Source organism: Streptomyces sp. NPDC033180 (genome assembly GCF_055577645.1).
On the sequence record NZ_JBVIPU010000003.1, the window covers coordinates 285385 to 308016 of the forward strand.

The following is a 22632-nucleotide window of genomic DNA, read 5'->3' on the forward strand; positions in this document are numbered from 1 at the left end:
AACCGGACGGGCTGGGACGCGCTGCTCGGCGCACACCGCCGTACCCCCGAGGTCTCGTCCTACCCCCCCCCCCCCCCCCCCCCACCCCCCCGCCCCCCCCCCCCCCCCCCCCCCCCCCCCCCCCCCCCCCGCGGCGTTCGGCAGTGGATCAGTGGAAGATCAGCGCAGGTCGTCGCGGTCCGCGGCCTCGGTTTCGGCCTGCTTGGCCTGGACCTCGGGGTCGAGGGAGGCCTGACCGCTGCCGTCGACCGAGGCCAGCGGCGCGCTGTCGGGGACCTCCGTCGCGGCCGGCGGCTCGACGAGCCAGTCCGGGTTGGCCTGCTTGTCCCACCACTTCCAGGCGGCGACCGCACCACCCGCCAGCACGCCCAGGACCACGAGGCCCTTGGCGAGACGCCCGGCGCGGGCCCGGCGGTTGTGCTTGCGGGCCAGCCGCTGGATCTCCTTGGGGGAGACCTCACCGCGCAGCGCGGCGAGCGCCGCGGCCCCGCGGGACGCCGCCTCATCACGGACGGGCTGAGCCACGGCCACGGCGTGCTCGATCCGCGGCTTCGAGTAGTCGGCGGCCTGCCGGGCTGCCTTGCGGGTCTGCTTGGCGGCCTTGCGGGTGCGGACAGCGGCTTCGTGCGCGGCGTGGTCGACCTTCGGCGGCACGTGCGTACGAGCCTGCTCCAGGCGCGGGCCGACGTGAGCGCCGTACTGGACGCGGGCTTGCTCGGCGGCTTGCGACACCTTGGGCGCGAGGCGTGCGCGGCTTTCGTGTGCGTAGTGGACGGCCTGGTCCTTGGCCGTTCCGGCGTAGGGGGCCACCGCCTCCGCGGCATGCCGCACGCTGTCCTTCGCCGAACCGGTCGCGGCGCGCACGCTGTCGATGCGGGTCACAGGATCCTCCTCCTCGGTGGCTTATAGGTATGTCACCTTTCCACCCTTTCAAGGATCATGCCTTCCGGATGGCTCCGAGGCATGACGCAGCCGGGCATCCGGGTGCGATCATTCTGATCAAATCGGTACAAGGAGAGTGCTTTGCCGACAATGCCACGGATCGTCGTGGCGCGCGCCCACTCGGTGACTACTCGTCGCAATCCGGTCCGTGGGAGGATCGGGGATGTCACAGAAGACAACGGAAGGCAGACCGTGGCCGAGCAGCTTTACGCCACCCTGAAGACCAACCGAGGCGACATCGAGGTGCTGCTGCACCCCAACCACACGCCGAAGACGGTCAAGAACTTCGTCGAGCTCGCCCAGGGCGAGCGTGAGTGGGTCCACCCGGAGACCGGCAAGAAGACCACGGACCGGCTCTACGACGGCACGGTCTTCCACCGCGTCATCAGCGGCTTCATGATCCAGGGCGGCGACCCGCTGGGCAACGGCACGGGCGGCCCCGGCTACGAGTTCGAGGACGAGTTCCACCCCGACCTCGCCTTCGACAAGCCCTACCTCCTCGCCATGGCCAACGCCGGTCCGGGCACCAACGGCTCCCAGTTCTTCGTGACGGTCTCCCCGACGGCCTGGCTCACCCGCAAGCACACCATCTTCGGCGAGGTCACGAACCCGGCGAGCCAGAAGGTCGTCGACGAGATCGCGGCCACGCAGACCAACCCGCGCACCGACCGCCCGGTGAACGACGTGGTCATCGAGTCCGTCGTCATCGAGACCCGCGCCGCCTGACACCGGCGCACCCCGCGAGGGAACCAAACCGCCCCGCCCATCCGTAAAAGGAGGGCGGGGCGGTGCGTTCGACGCGTGGGCGTGGCTGTGCCGTCGTACGGACATTGAGGGGACCCCATGGACCAGGCACCAGGCAGCCCGCAGGGGCCACAGGACGCACCGGACCTGCCCGGCTGCTACCGGCATCCGGACCGCACGACCGGCATCAGCTGCACGCGCTGCGAGCGTCCGATCTGCCCGGAGTGCATGATCAGCGCCTCGGTCGGCTTCCAGTGCCCCGAGTGCGTGCGCGAGGGCTCGGGTACCGGGCACGCGCCCGCGGCGAACCAGCCGCGCACCATCGCGGGCGGCTCGATCGCCGCCGACCCGCGGCTGATCACCAAGATCCTGCTCGGCCTGAACGTCGCGGTGTTCGTCGCGGTCCTCGCCATGGGGGACCGTCTGCTGAGCGAGCTGTGGCTGATCGGCGAATGGCCCCCCTACCCGTACGTGCCGGAGGACGGCGTCGCCGAAGGCCAGTGGTATCGCCTGGTCACGTCGATGTTCACGCACCAGGAGATCTGGCACATCGGCTTCAACATGCTGGGGTTGTGGTGGCTCGGTGGCCCCTTGGAAGCGGCGCTCGGCCGCGCTCGTTTTCTCGCCCTCTACATGCTGTCCGGTCTGGCCGGCAGCGCGTTGACGTATGTCCTGGAGAGCGCGAGCGAGGCCTCGCTCGGGGCGTCCGGGGCGATCTTCGGCCTCCTCGGCGCGACCGCGGTTCTGATGCGGCGCCTGAACTACGACATGCGCCCCGTCATCGCGCTGCTGGCGATCAACCTGCTCTTCACGTTCACCATGAACGGCATCGCCTGGCAGGCGCATGTCGGCGGTCTGGTCGCCGGTGTCGCGATCGCGTACGGGATGGTGCACGCGCCCCGCGAGCGGCGGACGCTCGTGCAGTGGGGGACCTGTGGTGGGGTGCTGATCGTGGTCCTGGCGGCTGTGGTCATCAGGACCGCGCAGCTCGTCTGAAGCCCGCCGTTGTCATCCGATGGCCAAAGTTGTCCACAGCGTGTGTCCGTGCTTGTGCATGCTGTGGGGAACAACAGTGCCCCTTGTCGCTGACCTGGGTTTCCCCAGGAAGGACAAGGGGCCTGTGAGGGCTTGCATGGCGATCAGCCAGTCATACCGGCGTCAACACCCAGAGGGTTATCCACAGATCGTCTTTCTTTTCCCCAGTCCGGGCCGGAATGTGGATAGCGCTGTGGATAACTCAGGGCAAGGCTTGCGCACAGCCCTGCCGGGGTGGCGCTACTTCCACTGCGTGGAGACGCCGAACCCCGCGGCGATGAAGCCGAAGCCGACCACGATGTTCCAGTTGCCCAGCGGGTCGATCGGCAGCTTGCCGTCGGTGACGTAGAAGACGACGATCCAGGCGAGCCCGATGAGGAACATCGCGAGCATCACCGGAGCCACCCAGCTGCGGCTGGTCAGCTTGATGTTCGTCGCCTTCTTCGCGGGCGGCGTGTAATCGTCGGCCTTCTTGCGGATCCGTGACTTCGGCACGAGGGTCTCTCCTGTCGATACGGGGAGCTGAGCCCTCCCCCGGGCGTCCGTTAGCGTAGTGCTTCCGCGGCGCTGAAGGAGATAAGGGTACGTTGAGCAATTCTGCCGACTCCCCCACAGGTCCGGATCGTCGTCCGCACTGGCGGCCGGTCCGGTTGCTGACGGCCGCCGTTTTCGCGCTCGCGGGCCTCATCTTCTTCACCAGCTTCAACACGGCCAAGGGCACGAACATCCGCACCGACGCCTCTCTCCTGAAGCTCTCCGACCTGATCGAGGAGCGCAGCCACAAGAACGGCAAGCTGGACGAGTCCAACGGCTCACTGCGCGACGACGTCGAGTCCCTGGCCGAGCGTGACAACGGCGGCACGAAGGCCGACGACGCCCGGCTGGGGGCCCTGGAGAAGAACGCGGGCACCAAGAAGCTCAGCGGTGACGCGGTCTCCGTCACCCTCGCCGATGCCCCGCCGAACGCCACCGCCAAGCTCCCCGGCTACCCCGAGCCGCAGCCCAATGACCTGGTCATCCACCAACAGGACCTCCAGGCCGTGGTCAACGCGCTCTGGCAGGGCGGCGCCAAGGGCATCAAGGTCATGGACCAGCGCCTCATCTCCACCAGCGCCGTCCGCTGCGTGGGAAACACCCTGATCCTCCAGGGCCGCGTCTATTCACCGCCGTACAAGGTGACCGCGGTCGGTGACCCGGAGGAGCTCAAGACGGCGCTCGCCGCGTCCCCGGAGATCCAGAACTACATGCTGTACGTCAACGCGTACGGCCTCGGATGGAAAGTCGACGACGGGGCGGTGACTCTTCCCGGCTACTCGGGCACAGTGGATCTCCACTACGCGAAGCCCGTGGAGTAGGCCGCTGGGGGAGCTTGTGCCGGTGCGAGTGCTGTTGAGGACGTTCAGCGAACTGTGCATCACCGTCGGCACGTTGATCGTGCTCTTCGTGGTGTACGTCCTGTTCTGGACCGGCGTGAAGGCCGACAATGCCATGGACAGCCAGATCGACACGCTGCAGGACCAGTGGGCGCAGGATTCGGTGCCCTCCGGGACGGACGACAAGCCCGCCGAGACCTCTCCGAACAAGCCCGGCCCCTACGAGGACGGCAAACCCTTCGCCGTCATGTACATCCCCCGGCTTGGTTTCACGTGGAACAAGCCGGTGCTCCAGGGCACCGGAACCGAGGTTCTCAAGAAGGGCCTCGGCCACTACGGGGACACCGCTCAGCTCGGCCAGAAGGGCAACTTCTCGGTGGCGGGCCATCGCCGCACCTACGGAGACCCGTTCAAGGACTTCCCCAAGCTGCGGCCGGACGACGCCGTGGTCCTGACCGACGGCACCACGTGGTTCACGTACCGCATCGACAACAAGCCCTACAAGACGCTGCCCGGCGACACAGGGGTCATCGATGCGGTTCCGCGCAAGTCCGGATTCGAGGGGCCGGGCCGTTACCTCACCCTTACCACCTGTGAGCCAGAGTGGGGACACAGCCACCGGTTGATCGTCTGGGCGCACCTCGATGCCACCCAGCCCGTCGAGGCCGGGAAACCGGAGGCACTGCGCCGTTAGTCTGGTGCCGTACGGCTACGGAAGGGACGGCATGTACGGCTGGATCTGGCGGCATCTGCCGGGAAACGCTTGGGTAAGGGCGCTGCTTTCGCTGATGCTCGTCTTCGCTGTGGTCTACGTGCTCTTCCAGTACGTCTTCCCCTGGGCCGAGCCGCTGCTTCCCTTCAACGATGTGACGGTGGACGGCCAGTGAGCGCAGTGAACCCGGCAAGTCCGGTGAGCCCGGTGGGCGCCGGCGGACGACCCAGCCGCATCCTTGTGGTCGACAACTACGACAGCTTCGTCTTCAACCTCGTCCAGTACCTCTACCAGCTCGGTGCCGAGTGCGAGGTCCTGCGCAACGACGAGGTCGAGCTGCGCCACGCGCAGGACGGCTTCAACGGCGTCCTGCTGTCACCGGGTCCCGGCACACCCGAGCAGGCGGGGGTCTGCGTCGACATGGTGCGGCACTGCGCCGGCACCGGCGTCCCTGTGTTCGGCGTCTGCCTCGGCATGCAGTCGATGGCGGTGGCCTACGGCGGAGTGGTGGACCGTGCGCCGGAGTTGCTGCACGGCAAGACGTCCCCGGTGGTCCACGAGGGCAAGGGCGTCTTCGCCGGGCTGCCGTCGCCGTTCATCGCGACGCGCTATCACTCGCTCGCCGCCGAGCCGGCCACGGTTCCGGCCGAGCTCGAGGTGACCGCGCGCACTCAGGACGGCATCATCATGGGCCTGCGCCACCGTGAACTGCCGGTCGAGGGCGTGCAGTTCCACCCCGAGTCGGTGCTCACCGAGCACGGTCACCGCATGCTCGCCAACTGGCTGGTGGAGTGCGGGGACACAGGTGCCATTGGTCGATCGAGTGGTCTTGCCCCGGTGGTGGGCAGGGCCACGGCGTGACCGCGGTGCGTCCCGAGCGCGATTCCTCCGGAGTCCCGTACGACGAGCAGTACACGTCGTACGGGGAGCCTGGGGCGTTTGAGGAGCCCGGGGCGTTCGAGGCGGCTGTCGATCACCTTGCCGACCCGCTGACTGATCCGCTGCCGGGTCAGCGGGGGCAGCATCCCTCACCGTGGTTCCGCAGCGGGCCTGCGGAGCCGGAGCCGCAGACCGCGCCGCAGCCGCGGCCGGAGCAGCCCCAGCCGCAGGAGTGGTACGACCCCCAGGGGTACGCCCGCGACTGGCGCGTGGAGCAGCAGCCGCAGCAGCCGCAGGAGCCGACGTACGAGGAGCTGTACGGCGCGTACGCCCCGCAGCGACCCGCGCCGGTGTACGAGCCGATACCGGAGGCCCCGCAGCCACAGACGCAGCCACAGAGGCCGTCGCAGCCGCAGCCACAGACGCAGCCTCACGTCGACGACGAGACGGTCGGGCTGCGGACGTCGGACACCCGCCGAATAGTCGAGCCGGCCACCGACGTCACCGAGGTCACCGACCCGCAACCCGACCCCGAGCGCCCCACCGAGGGCAGGGCCGCCCGTCGCAAGGCCGCCAAGAAGGGCACCCCGCGATCCCCCGCGGCCGCGGGGTCCACCGCCCCCCTCTCCCGCGTGGAGGCCCGTCGCGCCGAGCGCGCCCGTAGACCCTCCGCGGGCGCCGTGGCGAGCCGGGGGATCGGCGAACTGTTCATCACGGTCGGCGTCCTGATGCTGTTGTTCGTGACCTACCAGCTGTGGTGGACGAACATCCGCGCCCACCAGCAGGCCAACGGCGCCGCGAGCGACCTCCAGGAGAAGTGGGCCAAGGGCAAGGGCAAGCCGGGCGCCTTCGAGCCCGGACAGGGCTTCGCGCTCCTGCACATCCCTCGCCTCGACGTGGTCGTGCCGATCGCCGAGGGCATCGACAAGTCGAAGGTCCTGGACCGCGGCATGGTCGGGCACTACAACGAGGGCGGCACCAAGACGCCCATGCCGGACGCCAAGAAGGGCAACTTCGCGGTCGCCGGGCATCGCAACACCCATGGTGAGCCGTTCCGTTACATCAATCAGCTCGAACCGGGCGATCCGATCATCGTCGAGACGCAGGACAAGTACTTCGTCTACAAGATGGCGAGCATCCTGCCGCAGACCCAGCCCAGCAACGTCTCGGTGATCGGGCCCGTTCCGCCGGGGTCGGGCTTCACCAAAGAGGGCCGGTACATCACACTGACCACCTGTACCCCGGAATTCACGAGTAAGTATCGAATGATCGTCTGGGGCAAGATGGTCGAGGAACGACCGCGCGGCAAGGGCAAACCGAGCGCGCTCGTCAATTAGAACGGTGAGAACGGGGCAGATCCAGTGGCAGCCACGACCGACCACGACGAGGAGCAGGCCGGGGAGCAGGCCGGGGAGCGGGCCGGGGGGCGGACCGACGAGCAGGCCGGTGCGCGGGAGAAGCAGGCCGAGGCGCCCGCGCCCGCCCGTACGCGACGGCCACGGGGCCGGGGCCCGATCGCCACGGCGGTCAGCGTCTTCGGCGAACTCCTCATCACCGCGGGCCTGGTGCTAGGCCTCTTCGTCGTCTACTCCCTGTGGTGGACCAACGTCGTCGCGGACCGCGAGGCGCACAAACAGGGCGACAGAGTGCGCGACCGCTGGGCGGGCGGCCCGGGGAACCTGAACACCAAGGACGGCATCGGCTTCCTGCACGTGCCCGCCATGGGCAACGGCGACATCCTGGTCAAGAAGGGCACGGGCAGCAAGGAGCTCAACAACGGCGTCGCGGGCTACTACGAGGACCCGATCAAGTCGGCCCTTCCCCAGGACAAGGAAGGCAACTTCACGCTGGCCGCGCACCGCGACGGCCACGGCGCGAAGTTCCACAAGATCGACAAGATCAAGAAGGGCGACGCGATCGTCTTCGAGGCCCGGGACAAGTGGTACGTGTACAAGGTGTACTCGACGCTGCCCGAGACCTCGAAGTACAACGTGAAGGTCCTGAACCCGGTCCCGAAGGAATCGGGCGCGAAGAAGCCGGGCCGCTACATCACCCTGACGACGTGCACGCCGGTCTACACGTCCAACTACCGCTACGTGGTGTGGGGCGAGCTGGAGCGCATCGAGAAGGTCGACAACAAGCGGACGCCGCCGGCCGAGCTGGAGTGAGCCCGGCGCCGCGTACGGAAAGGGCCCCGGACACCGCCGCCTGCATGGCGGTGTCCGGGGCCCTTTCCGTGTACTGAATGAGGCCGTGGGCGGGGCTAGTCCTCGTTGTTGCGGGAGAAGCCGGCGTTGCCTCCGATGAAGCCTCCGCCGTCCTCCCCGCCGTTGCCGCCGCCGTTGTCGCCGGGGTTGCCGCCCGCCGTGGTCAGGTTGACCGCGGTGTCGGGTGCGACCTGCTGGTTGGCGGGCGGATCCGAGACGACCACGAGGGCCTCGTCGTCCTGCGGGCCGGTGATGGTGCCGACCGTCAGGCCGGCGTTTTCGATGGCCGTGCGGGCGTCCTTGAGCTTCTGACCGGTGAGGGCCGGCACGGTGGCCTGCTCGGCCTCCTTGGCGACCTTCAGCGTGACCGTGGAACCCGGGACGGCCTGGGTCTGCGCGGTGAGGCTCTGCGAGATGACCTTGCCGGCCTCGACCGAGTCGCTCTCTTCCTCCTCGCAGGTGCCGACGAGGTCGTTGGTCTTCAGCTGGGCCTTGGCCTCTTCGCAGGTCTTGCCGGTGACGTCGGGGACGGTGACCTTCTCGGCCTCCTTGGCCACCTCAAGGGTGATCTTGCTGCCCTTCTCCACCTCGCTACCGAAGACCGGGTCCGAGTCGAGGACCTCGTCCGGCGTACCGGAGGACTCCACGGGCTTGATGTTGACGTTGAACTGGTACTTGGGGCCCTCGAGCTTCTCCGTGGCGGTGTCGACGTCCAGGCCGATGACCTTGGGCACGGAGACCTTCGGCGCCCCGGTGGAAACCGTCACGGAGATCGTGTCGCCCTTGTTGACCGTGGCGTTCGCGCCCGGGTTCTGGGTGCAGATCTCACCCTCCGGGTACTTCGCGCACGGCTCGCGCTTGGAAGCGTCGAGCACGAGGTCCACGTTCTTGGCGGACTTCTTGGCGTCCGCCAGCTTCTCGCCGACGAAGTTCGGAGCCTTGATCGAATCGCTGCCGCCACCGCCCCCGGTGAACGCCCACTTCCCGATCAGGATCGCGCCCACCAGCACCAGCAAGCCCGCCACGACCAGCAGAATCGTAGAAGTGCTGCTCTTCTTCTGGCGGCGGCGCGAGTGATCGTCGTAGCCGTCGTCGGGGCCGCCGACCGGCGGCATCATCGATGTCTGGCCGCCGCCGTTCTGCGGGCGCAGCATCGCCGTCTGCTGGTCGTCCGGGTGGCCGCCGTAGCCCACCGCGCCCATGGCCGCGGTGGCCTGGACGGGCTGGCCGTCCAGGCAGGCCTCGATGTCGGCGCGCATCTCGTCGGCCGACTGGTAGCGGTAGTCCGGGTCCTTGGTGAGGGCCTTCAGGACGATGGCGTCCATCTCCGGCGTGATCTCGCCGTCGAAGACGCTCGGAGCCTGCGGCTCTTCCCTTACGTGCTGGTAGGCGACCGCCACCGGGGAGTCCCCGACGAAGGGCGGGCGCACCGTGAGGAGCTCGTAGAGCAGGCAGCCGGTCGAGTAGAGGTCGCTTCGCGCGTCCACCTGCTCGCCCTTGGCCTGCTCCGGCGAGAGGTACTGCGCCGTGCCGATGACCGCCGCGGTCTGCGTCATCGTCATCCCGGAGTCGCCCATGGCGCGGGCGATGCCGAAGTCCATGACCTTGACCTGGCCGTTGCGCGTCAGCATGACGTTCGCGGGCTTGATGTCGCGGTGGACGATGCCGTTGCGGTGGGAGTACTCAAGGGCCTGGAGGATGCCGATGGTCATCTCCATGGCGCGCTCGGGCAGCAGCTTGCGCCCCGAGTGCAGCAGCTCACGCAGGGTGGAGCCGTCGACGTACTCCATCACGATGTACGGGATGGAGACCCCGTCCACGTAGTCCTCGCCGGTGTCGTAGACCGCGACGATCGCAGGATGGTTGAGCGAGGCGGCCGACTGGGCCTCACGGCGGAACCGGGCCTGGAACGACGGGTCACGCGCGAGGTCGACCCGCAGCGTCTTCACCGCCACGGTGCGTCCGAGGCGGGTGTCGTGCGCGAGGTAGACCTCCGCCATCCCGCCTCGGCCGAGCACCTGGCCCAGCTCGTACCGCCCGCCGAGGCGACGCGGCTCTTCCATAGCTAATCCAGCCCTCTCCGTCAGTCCCGACCGCACCCTTGTGTGGTCCGGCGGTGTGCTGCTCGGGCATACCGTACCCGGCTCGCCTTACGTGACCCGGCCACGACCGTCACCCGATACAGGACCGGTACCGCAACGTGCACTGATGTGAAGAGGCCGTGACGGGGGTCACTTCTTGCTGTCCAGAACCGCCTTCATCACGTCCTTGGCGATCGGGGCGGCCAGACCACCACCGGAGATGTCGTCGCGGCCGGCCTTGCTGTCCTCGACGACCACGGCGACGGCCACCGGCGAACCGGAGTCGGTCTTGGCGTAGCTGATGAACCAGGCGTAGGGGTTTTCGCTGTTGTCGACGCCGTGCTGGGCCGTACCGGTCTTGCCGCCGACCGTGACGCCGGGGATCTTGGCGTTCGTGCCGGTGCCGTCGTTGATGACGGTCTCCATCATGTCCTGCAGCTTCTGCGCGTTCTCCTCGGAGAGCGGCTTGCTCATCTCCTTGGGCGCGTGCTTCTCGATCACGTCCAGGTTCGGGGCCTGCAGCTCGCTGACCATGTACGGCTCCATCAGCGTGCCGTCATTGGCGATGGCCGAGGCGACCATGGCCATCTGCAGCGGCGTCGCGGCCGTCTCGAACTGGCCGATGGAGGAGAGCGCGGTCTGCGGCCTGTCCATCTTCTCGGGGAAGACGGAGGCGTTCGAGCGGACCGGCACGAACTGCTCTTCGTTGAAGCCGAACTTCTCGGCCGTCTCGAGCATCTTGTCCTTGCCGAGGTCCGAGCCGATCTTGCCGAAGACGGTGTTGCAGGACACCCGCAGCGCCTCGCGCAGAGAGGCGTTCTTGCAGGGGATGTTGCCCTCGTTCGGCAGCGGCGTCTGGGTGTCGGGCATCGTCCAGGGCAGCGGCGACTTGGTGGGCGCGTCGATGTCGTCGTACAGGCCGTGCTCCAGAGCCGCCGCGGCGGTGACCGCCTTGAAGGTGGAGCCGGGCGGGTACGTCTCGCGCAGGGCGCGGTTGAGCATCGGCTTGTTCTTGTTCTTGTCCAGCTTCTGGAAGGCCTTCCCGTCGGCTCCGGCGAAGGTGGAGGGGTCGTACGACGGTGCTGAGGCCAGCGCCAGGATCGCGCCCGTGGACGGGTCGATCGCGGCGACCGCGCCCTTGCCAAGGCCCTTCAGGCCGTCGTACGCGGCTTTCTGTGCGGCCGAGTCGAGGGTCGTGACGACGTTGCCGCCTTCCTTCTTCTCGCCGGTCAGCATGTCGAGACTGCGGCGAAAGAAGAGGCGGTCGTCGTTACCGGTCAGGATGCCGTCCTCGATCGACTCCAGCTGTGTCGCGCCGACGCTCTGTGACGCGAAGCCGGTGACCGGGGACCACATGGAGCCGTTTGTGTACGTCCGCTGGTACTTGAGGTCGTTGCCGCCACTCGTCTCCTTGGAGCCGGTGATCGGTTTGCCGTCCACGATGATGTTGCCGCGCGGAGTGCCATAGCGCTCGATGGTGACGCGGCGGTTCTTCTCGTCCTTGGCCAGGGTGTCGGCCTGCACGTACTGGAGCCAGTTGTCCCGGACCATCAGAGCGAGGATGAGCAGACCACAAAACATCGCGATCCGGCGTAGCGGCTTGTTCACGGTCCGAACCTTTTCGACTTGCGATCACCATGGGCCAGGTCCAGAGGATCCTAGTACTACAGGCGATCGCTTGACGGTGAGTGAGGGGTCAGGGCGGGATGGTCAATCAGACCGGACCACTTGGGTCATTTCCGCGTCGGGGTTCGGGGCGGGGGCGGGCGCGGGGCGGCGCGCGGTATCGCTGATGCGGATGAGGATTCCGATCAGCGCCCAGTTGGCGATCACTGATGAACCGCCGTACGCGAGGAAGGGCATGGTCATACCCGTCAACGGAATCAAGCTCATGACGCCACCGGCGACCACGAAGACCTGGATGGCGAAGGCGCCGGACAGGCCGATCGCCAGGAGCTTGCCGAACGGGTCGCGGGCGGCGAGCGCGGTGCGCACACCGCGCTCGACGATCAGGCCGTAGATCAGCAGGATCGCCATGATTCCGGCGAGGCCGAGCTCCTCGCCGAAGGTGGCGAGGATGAAGTCCGAGTTGGCGGCGAACTTGATGAGGTCGGAGTTGCCCTGGCCGAGGCCGGTGCCGAGCGTGCCGCCGGAGCCGAAGGCCCACAGGGCCTGCATCGCCTGCTCGGAGTGGCCGACCACGCCATCCTGGCTCAGCGTGTACTCGCGCATGGGGTCGAGCCACGCGTCGACGCGCTGTTTGACGTGCGGCTCGAAGGAGGCGACGCCGACCGCGCCGACCGCGGACATCAGCAGGCCGAACACGATCCAGCTGGTGCGCTCCGTGGCGACGTACAGCATGACGACGAACATGCCGAAGAACAGCAGCGAGGTACCGAGGTCGGTCTCGAAGACCAGGATCAGGATCGAGATGATCCAGACGACGACGATGGGACCGAGGTCACGGCCACGCGGCAGGTACAGGCCCATGAAGCGGCGGCTGGCCAGGGCCAGGGCGTCGCGCTTCACCATGAGATAGCCCGCGAAGAAGATCGCGATGACGATCTTCGCGAACTCACCGGGCTGGATGGAGAACCCGCCGACGCGGATCCAGATCTTGGCGCCGAACACGTTCATGCCGAGGCCGGGGACCAGAGGCAGCAGCAGCAGGATGATGGCGCCGACCATCGAGATGTACGTGTAGCGCTGCAGGACGCGGTGGTCCTTGAGCAGGATCAGCACGCCGACGAACAGGGCGATGCCGATCGCGGAGTACATCAGCTGGTTCGGTGCGGCAGCACTGAAGTTGGGCAGCTGTTGCAGCCGCTTCGACTGGTCGAGTCGCCAGATGACGACGAGACCGAGCCCGTTGAGCAGCGTCGCCAGGGGCAGCAGCAGAGGGTCGGCGTACGGCGCGAACTTGCGCACCACGAAGTGGGAGATGCCGGCGAGGAGACCGAGCCCCGCCCCGTACCCGAGCATGCCTGTGGGCAGTTCGCCGTCGATCGCCAGGCCTACGTTGATGTAGGCGAACAGCGGGATGACGACGGCGAACGCGAGGAGCGCGAGCTCGGTGTTGCGCCTGCTCGGCGCCCCGATCGCGCCGATGGTCGACGTGTGTGTAGTGCTACTGCTCATGGCGTGCAAAGGCCCCCAACGGCTGCTTACTGCTTACCGCACAGCGGGACCAGCTTCTCCTCGTCCTCGGAGAGGCTGGGGCCGGGTGTGGGAGTCGGTGCGGTCTTGGACTTGTTCTTGTCGGTCGAGCTGTTCTTGTCGTTCGTGTCGTTCGGGTTGTTCTCGCCCGCCGGATCGGTCGGATCGTCGGTGGGCGCCTTGGCCGACAGGCCGGTCGTGCCGCCCGCCTCGCCCTCGCCGGGCTTGGCGTTCTCCCGCTCGGCCTCACGGCGCTTGGCGTCCTTCTCGCAGGCCGAGGCCTGCTTGCCGAGCTCCTCGACCTTGCTCTTGGCGTCGTCGAGATTGCCCTCGGGGATGGTCCCCTCGACCTGCTTGCGCTGGTACGGCGGCAGGTACTTGAGTTCGATCTCGGGGTGGTTCTCCTCGACCTTGGACAGGCTGACCCACGCCAGATCCTGGTCGATGCCGCGGTACAGGGCGACGTTCTCGTCGTTCGTGCCCACGTAGTACTGGGTCTGGGTCCAGCGGTAGCCGCCGTACAGGCCGCCGCCGATGACCGCCAGGGCGAGCACGATGTAGAGCGATCTCTTGAGCCACTTGCGGCCGCCGCCGGGCTTCACGAAGTCCTCGTCGCTGTACGCGCCGAAGCTGCCCTCGGGAGCGTAACTCGCCGTGTCGCCGCTCCCGGGCGGCCCGAAGCCGCCTCCGGAGGGCTGCGGCGGCACGGGGCGGCCGAGGCCGGACGCGCGGCCCGCCGGGGTCTGCATGGCGCCGTTGTCGTCCTGCGCCTGCAGCTGGTTCTCGGCGACCGCGCCGACGACCACGGGGGTGTCGGAGAGCTGGCCCGCGAGGGTGTCGCCGCTGTCGATGTCCAGGACATCGGCGACGATCACCGTGATGTTGTCGGGGCCGCCGCCGCGCAGCGCGAGCTGGATGAGCTCCTGCACGGTTTCCTGGGGGCCCTGGTAGCTCGCGAGGGTGTCTTCCATCGTCTGGTGCGAGACGACACCGGAGAGACCGTCCGAGCAGATCAAGTAACGGTCGCCGGCGCGGACTTCACGGATGGAGAGGTCCGGCTCGACATGCTCACCACTGCCAAGGGCGCGCATCAGCAAGGAGCGCTGCGGGTGGGTGGTGGCTTCCTCTTCGGTGATCCGGCCCTCGTCGACCAGGCGCTGCACCCAGGTGTGGTCCTGGGTGATCTGCGTGAGGACGCCGTCCCGAAGGAGATAGGCGCGTGAGTCGCCCACGTGTACGAGGCCGAGGCGCTGCCCCGTCCACAGCAGCGCGGTCAGGGTCGTCCCCATGCCCTCGAGCTGGGGATCCTCCTCGACCATCAGGCGCAGCTGGTCGTTGGCGCGCTGCACGGCGGTGCCGAGCGACGTGAGGATGTCCGATCCCGGCACGTCGTCGTCGAGGGTGACGAGCGTCGAGATCACCTCGGAGCTCGCGACCTCACCCGCGGCCTGGCCCCCCATGCCGTCGGCGATCGCGAGGAGACGCGGACCGGCGTAACCGGAGTCCTCGTTCCCCTCCCGGATCATGCCTTTGTGCGATCCGGCGGCGAAGCGCAAAGACAGACTCATGCGCACCTCGCCCGTCGGCTCCGGGTACATCCGCACGGTGCCCACCCTCCGGTCGGGAGCGCGCTGGCGTCCAGTGTGTGGACCGCGTCGGCTCGCTCGCTCCGCTCGCTCATTGTCGTACTACTTCCGCAGCTCGATGACGGTCTTGCCGATGCGGATCGGCGCGCCCAGCGGAACGGGCGTCGGGGTGGTGAGTCGGGTCCGGTCGAGATACGTGCCGTTGGTGGACCCGAGATCCTCGACGATCCACTGGCCGTCACGGTCCGGGTAGATCCTGGCATGCCTGCTGGACGCGTAGTCGTCGTCCAGCACGATCGTCGAATCGTGCGCACGGCCCAGCGTGATCGTCTGGCCCTGCAGGGCGACCGTCGTGCCCGCGAGGATCCCTTCGGATACGACCAGCTTGCTGGGGGCGCCACGGCGCTGCCGCCCGCCGCCCTGCTGCTGGCGCTGGGGAGGTGGTGTGGCCGCCTGCTGTTGCTGGCGTGCGGCCTGCTGCGGTCGCGCGTTCTCACGGCGCGAACCGCGCTGTGTGACGCGTGTTCCGAACAGGTCGCTACGGATGACCTGGACGGCCACGATCACGAACAGCCACAGAACGGCTAGGAAACCCAGCCGCATGACCGTCAGGGTCAGCTCTGACATTGCCCCCGCTTCACCCTTCGGCTTGCCGGTAAACGATGGTGGTTTGGCCCACGACGATCCGCGAGCCGTCGCGGAGCGTAGCGCGGGTGGTGTGCTGCCCGTCTACCACGATGCCGTTGGTAGACCCGAGATCCTGGATCGTCGAGGGCGTTCCGGTCCGGATCTCACAGTGCCGGCGCGATACGCCGGGGTCGTCGATCCGCACATCGGCGTCGGTGCTGCGACCCAGCACCAGCGTCGGGCGGGAGATCTGATGGCGATTGCCGTTGATCTCGATCCAGCGCCGCACCTGAGCACCCGGAAGAGGTCCCGCGCCGGGCCCCTGAGGGCGGCTCGGAGCCGCTGCGGGCCCGCCCGGGCGGCCGCCCGGAGGCGGCCCTGCGGGCATCGGGGGAGGGCTGGAAGGCTGAGCGGGCTGTGGATAGCCATAGCCACCGCCCGCGCCGCCCGCGGGGGGTCTGGCGGGGCTGTGGCCGGCGGCGGGGCCCGAGGGGGCTGCCGGGGCGCGCTCGGGGCTCTGGGAGGTGCTGGACGCGAGCGTGCGGCTGCGCACCCGGTACAGGCCCGTGTCGAGATCCTCGGCCTTCTCCAGGTGGACCTTGATGGGGCCCATGAAGCTGTACCGCTGCTGCTTGGCGTACTCGCGCACCATCCCGGACAGCTCGTCGCCGAGCTGTCCCGAGTAGGGGCTCAGACGCTCGAAGTCGGGCGCGCTGAGCTCCACGATGAAGTCATTGGGGACGACGGTCCGCTCGCGGTTCCAGATCGTCGCGTTGTTGTCGCACTCGCGCTGCAGGGCGCCGGCGATCTCGACGGGCTGGACCTCGGACTTGAACACCTTGGCGAAGGTGCCGTTGACGAGACCTTCGAGTCGCTGCTCGAACTTCTTCATGACTCCCATGGGGCACCTCCTCCGTCGTAGTCATCCTGGTACTGCTTACTGATCGTATCCACGCGCCGGGAAATCGGCTGGTTCCCCCTGTCCGCCCAGTCGATGAGTGTCGCCTCTCACAAGGCATGCCCGCACCAGGGTTCCGGGATCCTTCCGGGCTCCTCTCAGGCTCCTCTATGCAGGGATCGTAGAGGGGGCCTCAAACCAGTGTCGCGCACCCGACTGCGGACCTTCGCCGGGCACGGCGCAAGTCAGTCGGTCGGGCCCCGGATCTCTCCGGATCTCTCCGGATCACCTGGGCAGGTGCCCCCGAATACGGATGTGAATCCACCCTCGGCAGCGTGCTAATCTTCTGGATGTCGAAAGGCGCTCGCACCAAGCAGTCGCACCAAGCGGTGAGAGACCCAAGACAACACCCATGCGCGGGTGGCGGAATAGGCAGACGCGCTGGATTCAGGTTCCAGTGCCCGAAAGGGCGTGGGGGTTCAACTCCCCCCTCGCGCACCATGAAGAACCGACGAAACGGGTCTTCACCAGAGACGAAAGTCCTGGTGAGGCCCGTTTCTCGCGTTCTGGGCGGGCTACGGTCCGGATGTTGACGCGGGCAGGCCCCCAGCGGTGAGCTATCTCACTGCTGGGGGCCTGCTGCCGTGATTCTCAGTCGTCCGGGGCGTGCCCCGCGGGCGCTGGGGTGGTGTGGGGGCGCGGTGGTGTGGGGGCGCGGGGGTGCGGGGGTGCGGAGGCGTGGGGGTGCGGGGGCGCGTACGGCTGTGGCACCGGTGAAGGAGGCGGCCGCGGCCATGAAGCAGGGCTCGACGTCCGACTGGCCGGTGACGTACAGCACCGCGCCGCACCGCACCGCACCGCACCGCGCCGCGCCCAGCGTCACGGCCGCCGTACCCAGTCCCACGCACACCTGGCGTGATCCGGTGGGCTAGGGGCTTTGTGGCGGTTGGTGGTTGACGGGTGGGTGGGTTGACGGGCTGGCGGTGGGTGTCGGGGTCGGGGTGTCGGGTTGAACCTATGCGGGCTCGGTGGCCTGGCGGCGGGCCAGGACCACCAGGCCGCCGCATACCGCCATGACCACGAGGACCACACCGAAGGTCGTCGAGCCGGTGGTCAGGCCGACCGCGTCGCTGAGGAACCCGGCCACGACCGGGAGAATGCCGGCGGGTACATAACCGCCCACGTTGAGCGCCGCGTTGGCCTCGGCCAGGCGTTCCGATGGGACTGCGGCATTGAGCAGTGAGAGGCCGCCGAGCTGGCCCATGCCCTGACCAGACCCCGCGAGCACGGCCGCAGTGATCAGCGGCACGACCGACGAGGTGTGCACGGCGGCCACCAGGGCGGCCATACCCGCTGTCGTACTCGCCGCACCGGCGAGCAGGATGGTGCGCACCCGCAGCTTCTGCACCGCGAACTGGACCCCGGTCGCGGCCAGGAACATCACGAAGGCCATCGCCCCGGCGACGATGCGGCTGGTGGTGCCGAGGAGACCGGAGAGCAGGGACGGGCCGAGCGACAGGACGAAGGACGTCGCGGTGATGCCGGGGGCGAACACGGCGATGCCGAGCAGGAGTTGACCGCCCTTACCGCGCGGCACACCCGGAACGCGGACCCAGGAGGCCTTTTGGGCGGGAGTGCCGGGCTTGGCGGGGCCCCGGCAGGAACTCTTGGTGGAGTCCTTGAGGGGGCGGGACTTCACCGGCAGCGGCATGCGCAGGACAACCATGAACGCGGCGGCGAGGAGGACGATCTCCACCACGAAGACCGTCACCGTCGGCGCGGGCGCCGTTTCGGAGAGCACGCCGGCCAGGAGCGGGCCGAGTCCCGCACCCAGCACCATGGCGCACGACGCGAGCAGGGCACCGAGCCGCTTGCGCGCCGGGCCTGCCACATCCGAGACCGCCGCCATGCCCGCGGAGACCACGGCTCCGACCGCGATACCGGTGAACAGTCTCGCGACGACCAGGGCGAGTACCGACGACGCGGTCGCGAAGATCAGGCAGGCCACCGCGGCGAGCACCAGGGCCGGCAGCAGTACGGGCTTGCGTCCCACGCGGTCCGAGAGCACTCCCGATACCAGCAGCGAAGCGATCAGCCCCACGATGTACCAGGCGAAGATCACGGTCAGCATGCCCTTGGAGAAGCCGATGTCGCGCTGCCAGAGGACGTACAGCGGCGTCGCCGCGTTGGACAGGACGAACACGGCGGTGACGGGTCAGGCGGCCAGCCAGATCCACCGCCGGGGGGCGGTCGCCGCGCCCCCGGCGGACTTCTCCGTGCTCCCGGTGCTCTTCGGCTGTTGCGGCGCCGTTTGTACGTCCGTCACTGCATCTCCCCTGGTTGTCTCCACTACGAGTTGAGTCGAACATACCTCCTGTACGATTGGAGTCGTACATGGGAGCGGAGCGGCGATCAGGAACCGCGTGATCAGGAACCGCCTGACCAACGCGCGATCAGGAACGCGCGATCAGGAACCGCCTTACAGGGAGATGCCGATGGCCACGTTCAACACCCCACCCGCCCTCGCCGATCCACCCCCGCCTCTCGACGAACCGGCGGTCGAAGAGCTGCGTCTGGAAGTCGTGATGGGGGCGCTGAGCGACCCGCTGCGCTTGGGGATCGTCCGCAAGCTCCTGCTCGACTCCGAGGACTTCGACCACTCCTGTGGCTGGTTCGGCCTGGCCCGGCCGAAGTCCTCACTCACCCATCACTTCCGCGCCCTTCGGGACGCGGGCCTCACCCGGCAGCGTCAGTACGGACTTGAACGCCGCAGCCAGGTGCGGATCGACGATCTCAACGCGCGGTTTCCCGGACTGCTGGAACTGGTGGCCGCATGGCAGCCGGCGGACGGGACGGGGAAGGGAACAGCTAAGAAAACAGGGAAGGAAACGGCGTAGGCACCTCGACGGAAGGTGAAGGTGAGGCGTGGGGTTATCCACAGGGGGAGGGTTATCCACAGGCTCTGACGTCGCCCGGCGCCCGGGGGTACCTTCGATGCCAGACGGGGCCCACGAGGGCCGTCTGGACGCGGGGGATGCGGGGGCGAGGCAATGGTCAGCGCGGGCAAGACGGGTAGGTCGGGCGGGACGGGCAAGGCGGGTAGGTCGGGTAGCGACAGGTTGGGTAGCGACAGCGCGGAGTCCGGCGGTCCGGAGGCCGGTGGTTCGGAGTCAGCGGGTGCGCGGCTTCCGTACGTGAAGGGGTTCGCCCAGGCGCCTTCACTGGCTTCGCAGGGCGCGCAGGGCTCGCGGCGGCCTCCGGCTGCGCCGAAGCAGCCGAAGCAGCCGAAGCAGGAAGGCAAAGCGCTGCGGGCGCGGGTCAGCCGCGCCTCGCACGAGTGGTTCGTCGAGGACGACGGCCGACCCGATCCGGTCGATGCCGTGGAGGAGTCCAACCGCAGCAGGCTCCCCGAGCTCACACCGATCCGGATGGGCAGGATGGCCGCGTCGCCCTTCGCCTTCCTGCGCGGGGCCGCAGGCCTGATGGCGTACGACCTCGCACGGACTCCCGTGACGGGGATCGGCGCCCAGATATGCGGTGACGCCCACGCGGCGAACTTCGGCCTCTACGCGGATGCGCGGGGCGGCCTCATCATCGATTTGAACGACTTCGACGAGACGGGGCACGGGCCCTGGGAGTGGGACGTGAAGCGGCTCGCGGCCTCCCTCGTGCTCGCGGGGCGTGAGGCGGGGGCGAGCGAGGACGTCTGCAGAGAAGCGGCGTTCGACGCGGTGGGCGCCTATCGGCGCACGATGCGGCTGCTGGCGAAGCTCCCCGCGCTCGACGCTTGGAACGCCATCGCGGACGAGGAGTTGGTCTCGCACACGGACGCGCGGGATCTGCTCGGCACCCTGGAGAGCGTCTCCGAGAAAGCACGGCAGAACACGAGCGCCCGGTTCGCGGCCAAGTCGACGGAGCGCGTCGAGGACGAGGGCGGCTTCGCGGGGCGCCGCTTCGTCGACTCCCCGCCGGTGCTGCGGCGAATACCGGACGCGGAGGCGGCCGAGGTCGCCTCCGCCCTCGCGGAGTATGTGGGCACGCTCTCCGAGGACCGGCTGCCGCTGCTCGCGCGGTACGCGATCCAGGACGTGGCGTTCCGCGTCGTGGGCACAGGCAGCGTCGGCCTGCGGTCGTACGTGGTGCTGCTGCTCGACCACCGGGGCGAGCCGCTGGTGCTCCAGGTCAAGGAGGCGCGGCCCTCCGCGCTGCTTCCGCATCTGCCCACAGTGGGCTTCACGGCGCCCGAGGTCGCGCACGAAGGGCACCGGGTGGTGCTCGGACAGAAGCGGATGCAGGTGGTGAGCGACTTCCTGCTGGGGTGGACGACAGTGGCAGGGCGGGCCTTCCAGGTGCGGCAGTTCAGGAACCGCAAGGGCAGCGTGGACCCTGCGGCACTGGCAGCCGACCAGATCGACGACTACGGCCGGATGACCGGAGCACTGCTGGCCCGCGCGCACGCGCACAGCGCCGACCCACGGCTCATCGCGGGGTACGTCGGCAAGAACGACGAGCTGGACACGGCGATGGCGGCTTTCGCCGTGGCGTACGCGAACCGAACGGAGGCGGACCACGCGGAACTGGTGCGCGCGGTCAAGGAGGGACGGGTGGAGGCGGAGGCGGGGGTGTGAGGAGGGGAGGGAGGGGAGGGAGGGGGTGGGGGAGCCCCCCTCAGCGGAAGCCCCCTCAGTGGCCCCTCTCAGTGGCCCCTCTCAGTGGCTCCCCCAGCGGAAGCCCTCAGGGAAGGACCCCACACGGAAGCCCTTCTCAGCGATGCCCCCGGCAAGCCTCTACGCCAAGGACTCGCTCGGCCCCCGGCGGCGCTGGCTGCCGGTCGGTCGGGGTGGTGGTGCGGTGGCCTAGGCTGGACGGGTGACGACCCCGGAAGCCGAGCCCACGCAGCCCCAGACGCCCGACCCCGGGCCCGCGACCGCTGGTCGCGAGGCTCCTGACGGGGCGGCGGGGCAGAGTGGCGCCGCACGGCCGGAGGACCGGTTGGAGAAGGCGGTCCGGGCGGCCGAGCAGGCGCTGATCGAGTACGAGATCGCCGTCGAGACGTTCCGGGTCGAGGTGGAGAATTTCTCGCGGCTCCACCACCAGAAGCTCGGCCCGATGTACGCGCGCCTGGACGAGCTGGATGCCGAGATCGCCGAGGCCCTGGCTGCCCGCAGTGGTGACCCAGAGGACCGGCGCAAAGCGGACGAGGCGCGGGCGCGGGTCATGCCGATGCCGGGGGTCGAGGAGCTGTTCCACGGCTGGATGGACGGCGACGGCCTCTATCCGGAGGCCGCCGCGATGCTGACCGATCAGTCGGTACGGCCGCCGCAGCGGGTGCGGCCCAGCGACGAGGCCCGCAAGCTCTACCGCGAGCTCGTCCGCAAGTCCCACCCGGACCTGGCCCAGGACGATCAGGAGCGCGGCCGCCGCGAGGAGTTCATCACGCGGGTGAACGCCGCGTACGCGCGTGGGGACGAGCCCCTGCTGCGGGAGCTGTCCGACGAGTGGGCCGCCGGCCCTGTGGCCGAGCAGCAGTGGCCGAGCAAGAGCGAAGAGCTCTACGCACGCCTTGAGTGGCTCTCCCAGCGCAAGGAGTTGCTCGGCGTGGTCGCACGGGAGCTGGAGGAGGGTGCGATCGGCGCGATGCTGCGGATGGCGCCGGATGATCCGGACCAACTCCTCGACGAGATCGCCGAGCAGTTGCTCGCGCAGGTCACCGAGCGCGAGGCGGAGCTCGCGCGACTGACCGCCTAGCCCGTCGGGCCGCCTGGCCGGTGGGGCCGCTTGGCCGGTGGGACCGCCCTGCCCGTCGGACCGCCTGGCCGGTGGGACCGCCTGGCCGGTGGGACCGCCTGGCCGGTGGGACCGCCTGGCCGGTGGGACCGCCTGGCCGGTGGGACCGCCTGGCCTGTGGCGCAGCCTAGCCCGTCGGGCCGCCTGGCCCGTGGGGCTGCCTGGCCCGTGGGGCTGCTGGTCCGTCGGGTAGCGTCGGAGGCATGGCTTTCGGATCTCATGTGCCCACCGTCGGTGTCGACGACCTCGCAGGCGGCGACTTTCTCCTTGATGTCCGCGAGGACGAGGAATGGCAGGCGGGCCACGCCGCGGGTGCGCTGCACATCCCGATGAGCGAGTTCGTCTCCCGCTATGGCGAGTTGACCGAGGCCGCGCCGCAGGACGGCAAGGTCCACGTCATCTGCCGGGTCGGTGGACGCTCGGCGCAGGTCGCCATGTACCTCATCCAGCAGGGTGTCGACGCGGTGAACGTCGACGGTGGCATGCAGAGCTGGGAGGCCGCGGGCCGGCCCGTCGTCGACGACAAGGGTCAGCCGGGCGCCGTGATCTAGCCCCCTGGGGCGGGGGCTCGACTGCCGCGGGCGCTGCTCTCGCGGTGTGAGCCT

Annotated in this window: 22 protein-coding genes and 1 tRNA gene; 14 read left to right on the plus strand and 9 right to left on the minus strand. The window is 68.9% G+C overall.

Going from position 1 to position 22632, the window contains the following annotated elements; translation table 11 throughout:
* Positions 1-159 precede the first annotated feature (159 nt).
* The gene (locus ACZ5WE_RS12015) at positions 160-882 is read right to left on the minus strand and encodes a DUF5324 family protein (RefSeq protein ID WP_467685605.1); all 723 of its coding nucleotides are present in this window, start codon (positions 880-882) and stop codon (positions 160-162) included.
* A gap of 252 nt (positions 883-1134) precedes the next feature.
* On the opposite strand from ACZ5WE_RS12015, the gene ACZ5WE_RS12020 reads away from it, so the two are divergent.
* The gene (locus ACZ5WE_RS12020; RefSeq protein WP_453451344.1) at positions 1135-1668 is read left to right on the plus strand and encodes a peptidylprolyl isomerase; all 534 of its coding nucleotides are present in this window, start codon (positions 1135-1137) and stop codon (positions 1666-1668) included.
* Positions 1669-1785: 117 nt separating this feature from the next.
* Entirely contained in the window at positions 1786-2682 is an 897-nt protein-coding gene (locus ACZ5WE_RS12025) for a rhomboid family intramembrane serine protease (protein WP_467685607.1), read from the plus strand.
* A gap of 279 nt (positions 2683-2961) precedes the next feature.
* Here the strand turns inward: ACZ5WE_RS12025 and crgA are convergent, their stop codons facing one another.
* A complete protein-coding gene (gene crgA, locus ACZ5WE_RS12030; protein WP_160506128.1) occupies positions 2962-3216 on the minus strand; it encodes a cell division protein CrgA in 255 nt (84 codons plus the stop codon).
* A gap of 92 nt (positions 3217-3308) precedes the next feature.
* On the opposite strand from crgA, the gene ACZ5WE_RS12035 reads away from it, so the two are divergent.
* Genes ACZ5WE_RS12035 through ACZ5WE_RS12060 form a run of 6 tightly spaced genes read left to right on the plus strand, consistent with a single transcriptional unit; the run spans position 3309 to position 7853 of the window.
* A complete protein-coding gene (locus ACZ5WE_RS12035) occupies positions 3309-4076 on the plus strand; it encodes a DUF881 domain-containing protein (RefSeq protein ID WP_467685609.1) in 768 nt (255 codons plus the stop codon).
* A 22-nt stretch (positions 4077-4098) separates the two neighbouring features.
* Positions 4099-4788, plus strand: coding sequence for a class E sortase (locus ACZ5WE_RS12040; protein WP_467685611.1), 690 nt, complete (start codon positions 4099-4101; stop codon positions 4786-4788).
* 4 nt (positions 4789-4792) lie between these two features.
* Positions 4793-4981 carry a hypothetical protein gene (locus ACZ5WE_RS12045; protein WP_371750399.1) on the plus strand — a complete coding sequence of 63 codons (189 nt, stop codon included), beginning with the start codon at positions 4793-4795 and terminating at the stop codon, positions 4979-4981.
* A 32-nt stretch (positions 4982-5013) separates the two neighbouring features.
* A complete protein-coding gene (locus tag ACZ5WE_RS12050) occupies positions 5014-5667 on the plus strand; it encodes an aminodeoxychorismate/anthranilate synthase component II (protein ID WP_467686239.1) in 654 nt (217 codons plus the stop codon).
* Positions 5664-7022, plus strand: coding sequence for a class E sortase (locus ACZ5WE_RS12055; RefSeq protein WP_467685613.1), 1359 nt, complete (start codon positions 5664-5666; stop codon positions 7020-7022). Before ACZ5WE_RS12050 ends, ACZ5WE_RS12055 begins: the two co-directional genes overlap by 4 nt.
* A 24-nt stretch (positions 7023-7046) precedes the next feature.
* Positions 7047-7853 (plus strand): class E sortase, encoded by an 807-nt coding sequence (locus ACZ5WE_RS12060; RefSeq protein ID WP_467685614.1) that lies wholly within the window; start codon positions 7047-7049, stop codon positions 7851-7853.
* Positions 7854-7948: 95 nt separating this feature from the next.
* On the opposite strand, the gene pknB is transcribed toward ACZ5WE_RS12060, so the two are convergent.
* From pknB to ACZ5WE_RS12090, 6 genes are all read right to left on the minus strand, one after another.
* Positions 7949-9955 (minus strand): Stk1 family PASTA domain-containing Ser/Thr kinase, encoded by a 2007-nt coding sequence (pknB, locus tag ACZ5WE_RS12065; protein WP_467685615.1) that lies wholly within the window; start codon positions 9953-9955, stop codon positions 7949-7951.
* A 168-nt stretch (positions 9956-10123) separates the two neighbouring features.
* Complete coding sequence (locus tag ACZ5WE_RS12070; RefSeq protein ID WP_467685617.1) at positions 10124-11581, minus strand: peptidoglycan D,D-transpeptidase FtsI family protein; 1458 nt, start codon at positions 11579-11581, stop codon at positions 10124-10126.
* A 102-nt stretch (positions 11582-11683) separates the two neighbouring features.
* Positions 11684-13111, minus strand: a complete 1428-nt coding sequence (locus tag ACZ5WE_RS12075) for an FtsW/RodA/SpoVE family cell cycle protein (RefSeq protein WP_467685619.1) — start codon at positions 13109-13111, stop codon at positions 11684-11686.
* A gap of 26 nt (positions 13112-13137) precedes the next feature.
* A complete protein-coding gene (locus ACZ5WE_RS12080; RefSeq protein ID WP_467685621.1) occupies positions 13138-14697 on the minus strand; it encodes a Stp1/IreP family PP2C-type Ser/Thr phosphatase in 1560 nt (519 codons plus the stop codon).
* A 120-nt stretch (positions 14698-14817) separates the two neighbouring features.
* Entirely contained in the window at positions 14818-15342 is a 525-nt protein-coding gene (locus ACZ5WE_RS12085; protein ID WP_361828992.1) for an FHA domain-containing protein FhaB/FipA, read from the minus strand.
* 10 nt (positions 15343-15352) lie between these two features.
* A complete protein-coding gene (locus tag ACZ5WE_RS12090; protein WP_467685623.1) occupies positions 15353-16243 on the minus strand; it encodes an FhaA domain-containing protein in 891 nt (296 codons plus the stop codon).
* A gap of 411 nt (positions 16244-16654) precedes the next feature.
* Here ACZ5WE_RS12090 and ACZ5WE_RS12095 point away from each other — a divergent pair.
* Positions 16655-16741, plus strand: a tRNA-Leu gene (locus ACZ5WE_RS12095).
* 293 nt (positions 16742-17034) lie between these two features.
* On the plus strand, positions 17035-17172 hold the full coding sequence (locus ACZ5WE_RS12100) for a hypothetical protein (RefSeq protein ID WP_467685625.1): 138 nt from the start codon (positions 17035-17037) through the stop codon (positions 17170-17172).
* 83 nt (positions 17173-17255) lie between these two features.
* Here the strand turns inward: ACZ5WE_RS12100 and ACZ5WE_RS12105 are convergent, their stop codons facing one another.
* Positions 17256-18443 carry an MFS transporter gene (locus ACZ5WE_RS12105; RefSeq protein ID WP_467685627.1) on the minus strand — a complete coding sequence of 396 codons (1188 nt, stop codon included), beginning with the start codon at positions 18441-18443 and terminating at the stop codon, positions 17256-17258.
* Between the two features lie 292 nt (positions 18444-18735).
* On the opposite strand from ACZ5WE_RS12105, the gene ACZ5WE_RS12110 reads away from it, so the two are divergent.
* The 4 genes from ACZ5WE_RS12110 to ACZ5WE_RS12125 all read left to right on the plus strand — a co-directional run bounded on the left by ACZ5WE_RS12110 (position 18736) and on the right by ACZ5WE_RS12125 (position 22578).
* Positions 18736-19137, plus strand: coding sequence for an ArsR/SmtB family transcription factor (locus tag ACZ5WE_RS12110; RefSeq protein WP_467685629.1), 402 nt, complete (start codon positions 18736-18738; stop codon positions 19135-19137).
* Between the two features lie 153 nt (positions 19138-19290).
* Entirely contained in the window at positions 19291-20868 is a 1578-nt protein-coding gene (locus tag ACZ5WE_RS12115; RefSeq protein WP_467685631.1) for a DUF2252 domain-containing protein, read from the plus strand.
* 241 nt (positions 20869-21109) lie between these two features.
* On the plus strand, positions 21110-21988 hold the full coding sequence (locus ACZ5WE_RS12120; RefSeq protein ID WP_467685633.1) for a J domain-containing protein: 879 nt from the start codon (positions 21110-21112) through the stop codon (positions 21986-21988).
* A 242-nt stretch (positions 21989-22230) separates the two neighbouring features.
* Positions 22231-22578, plus strand: a complete 348-nt coding sequence (locus ACZ5WE_RS12125) for a rhodanese-like domain-containing protein (RefSeq protein ID WP_467685635.1) — start codon at positions 22231-22233, stop codon at positions 22576-22578.
* The last annotated feature ends 54 nt before the right edge of the window (positions 22579-22632 follow it).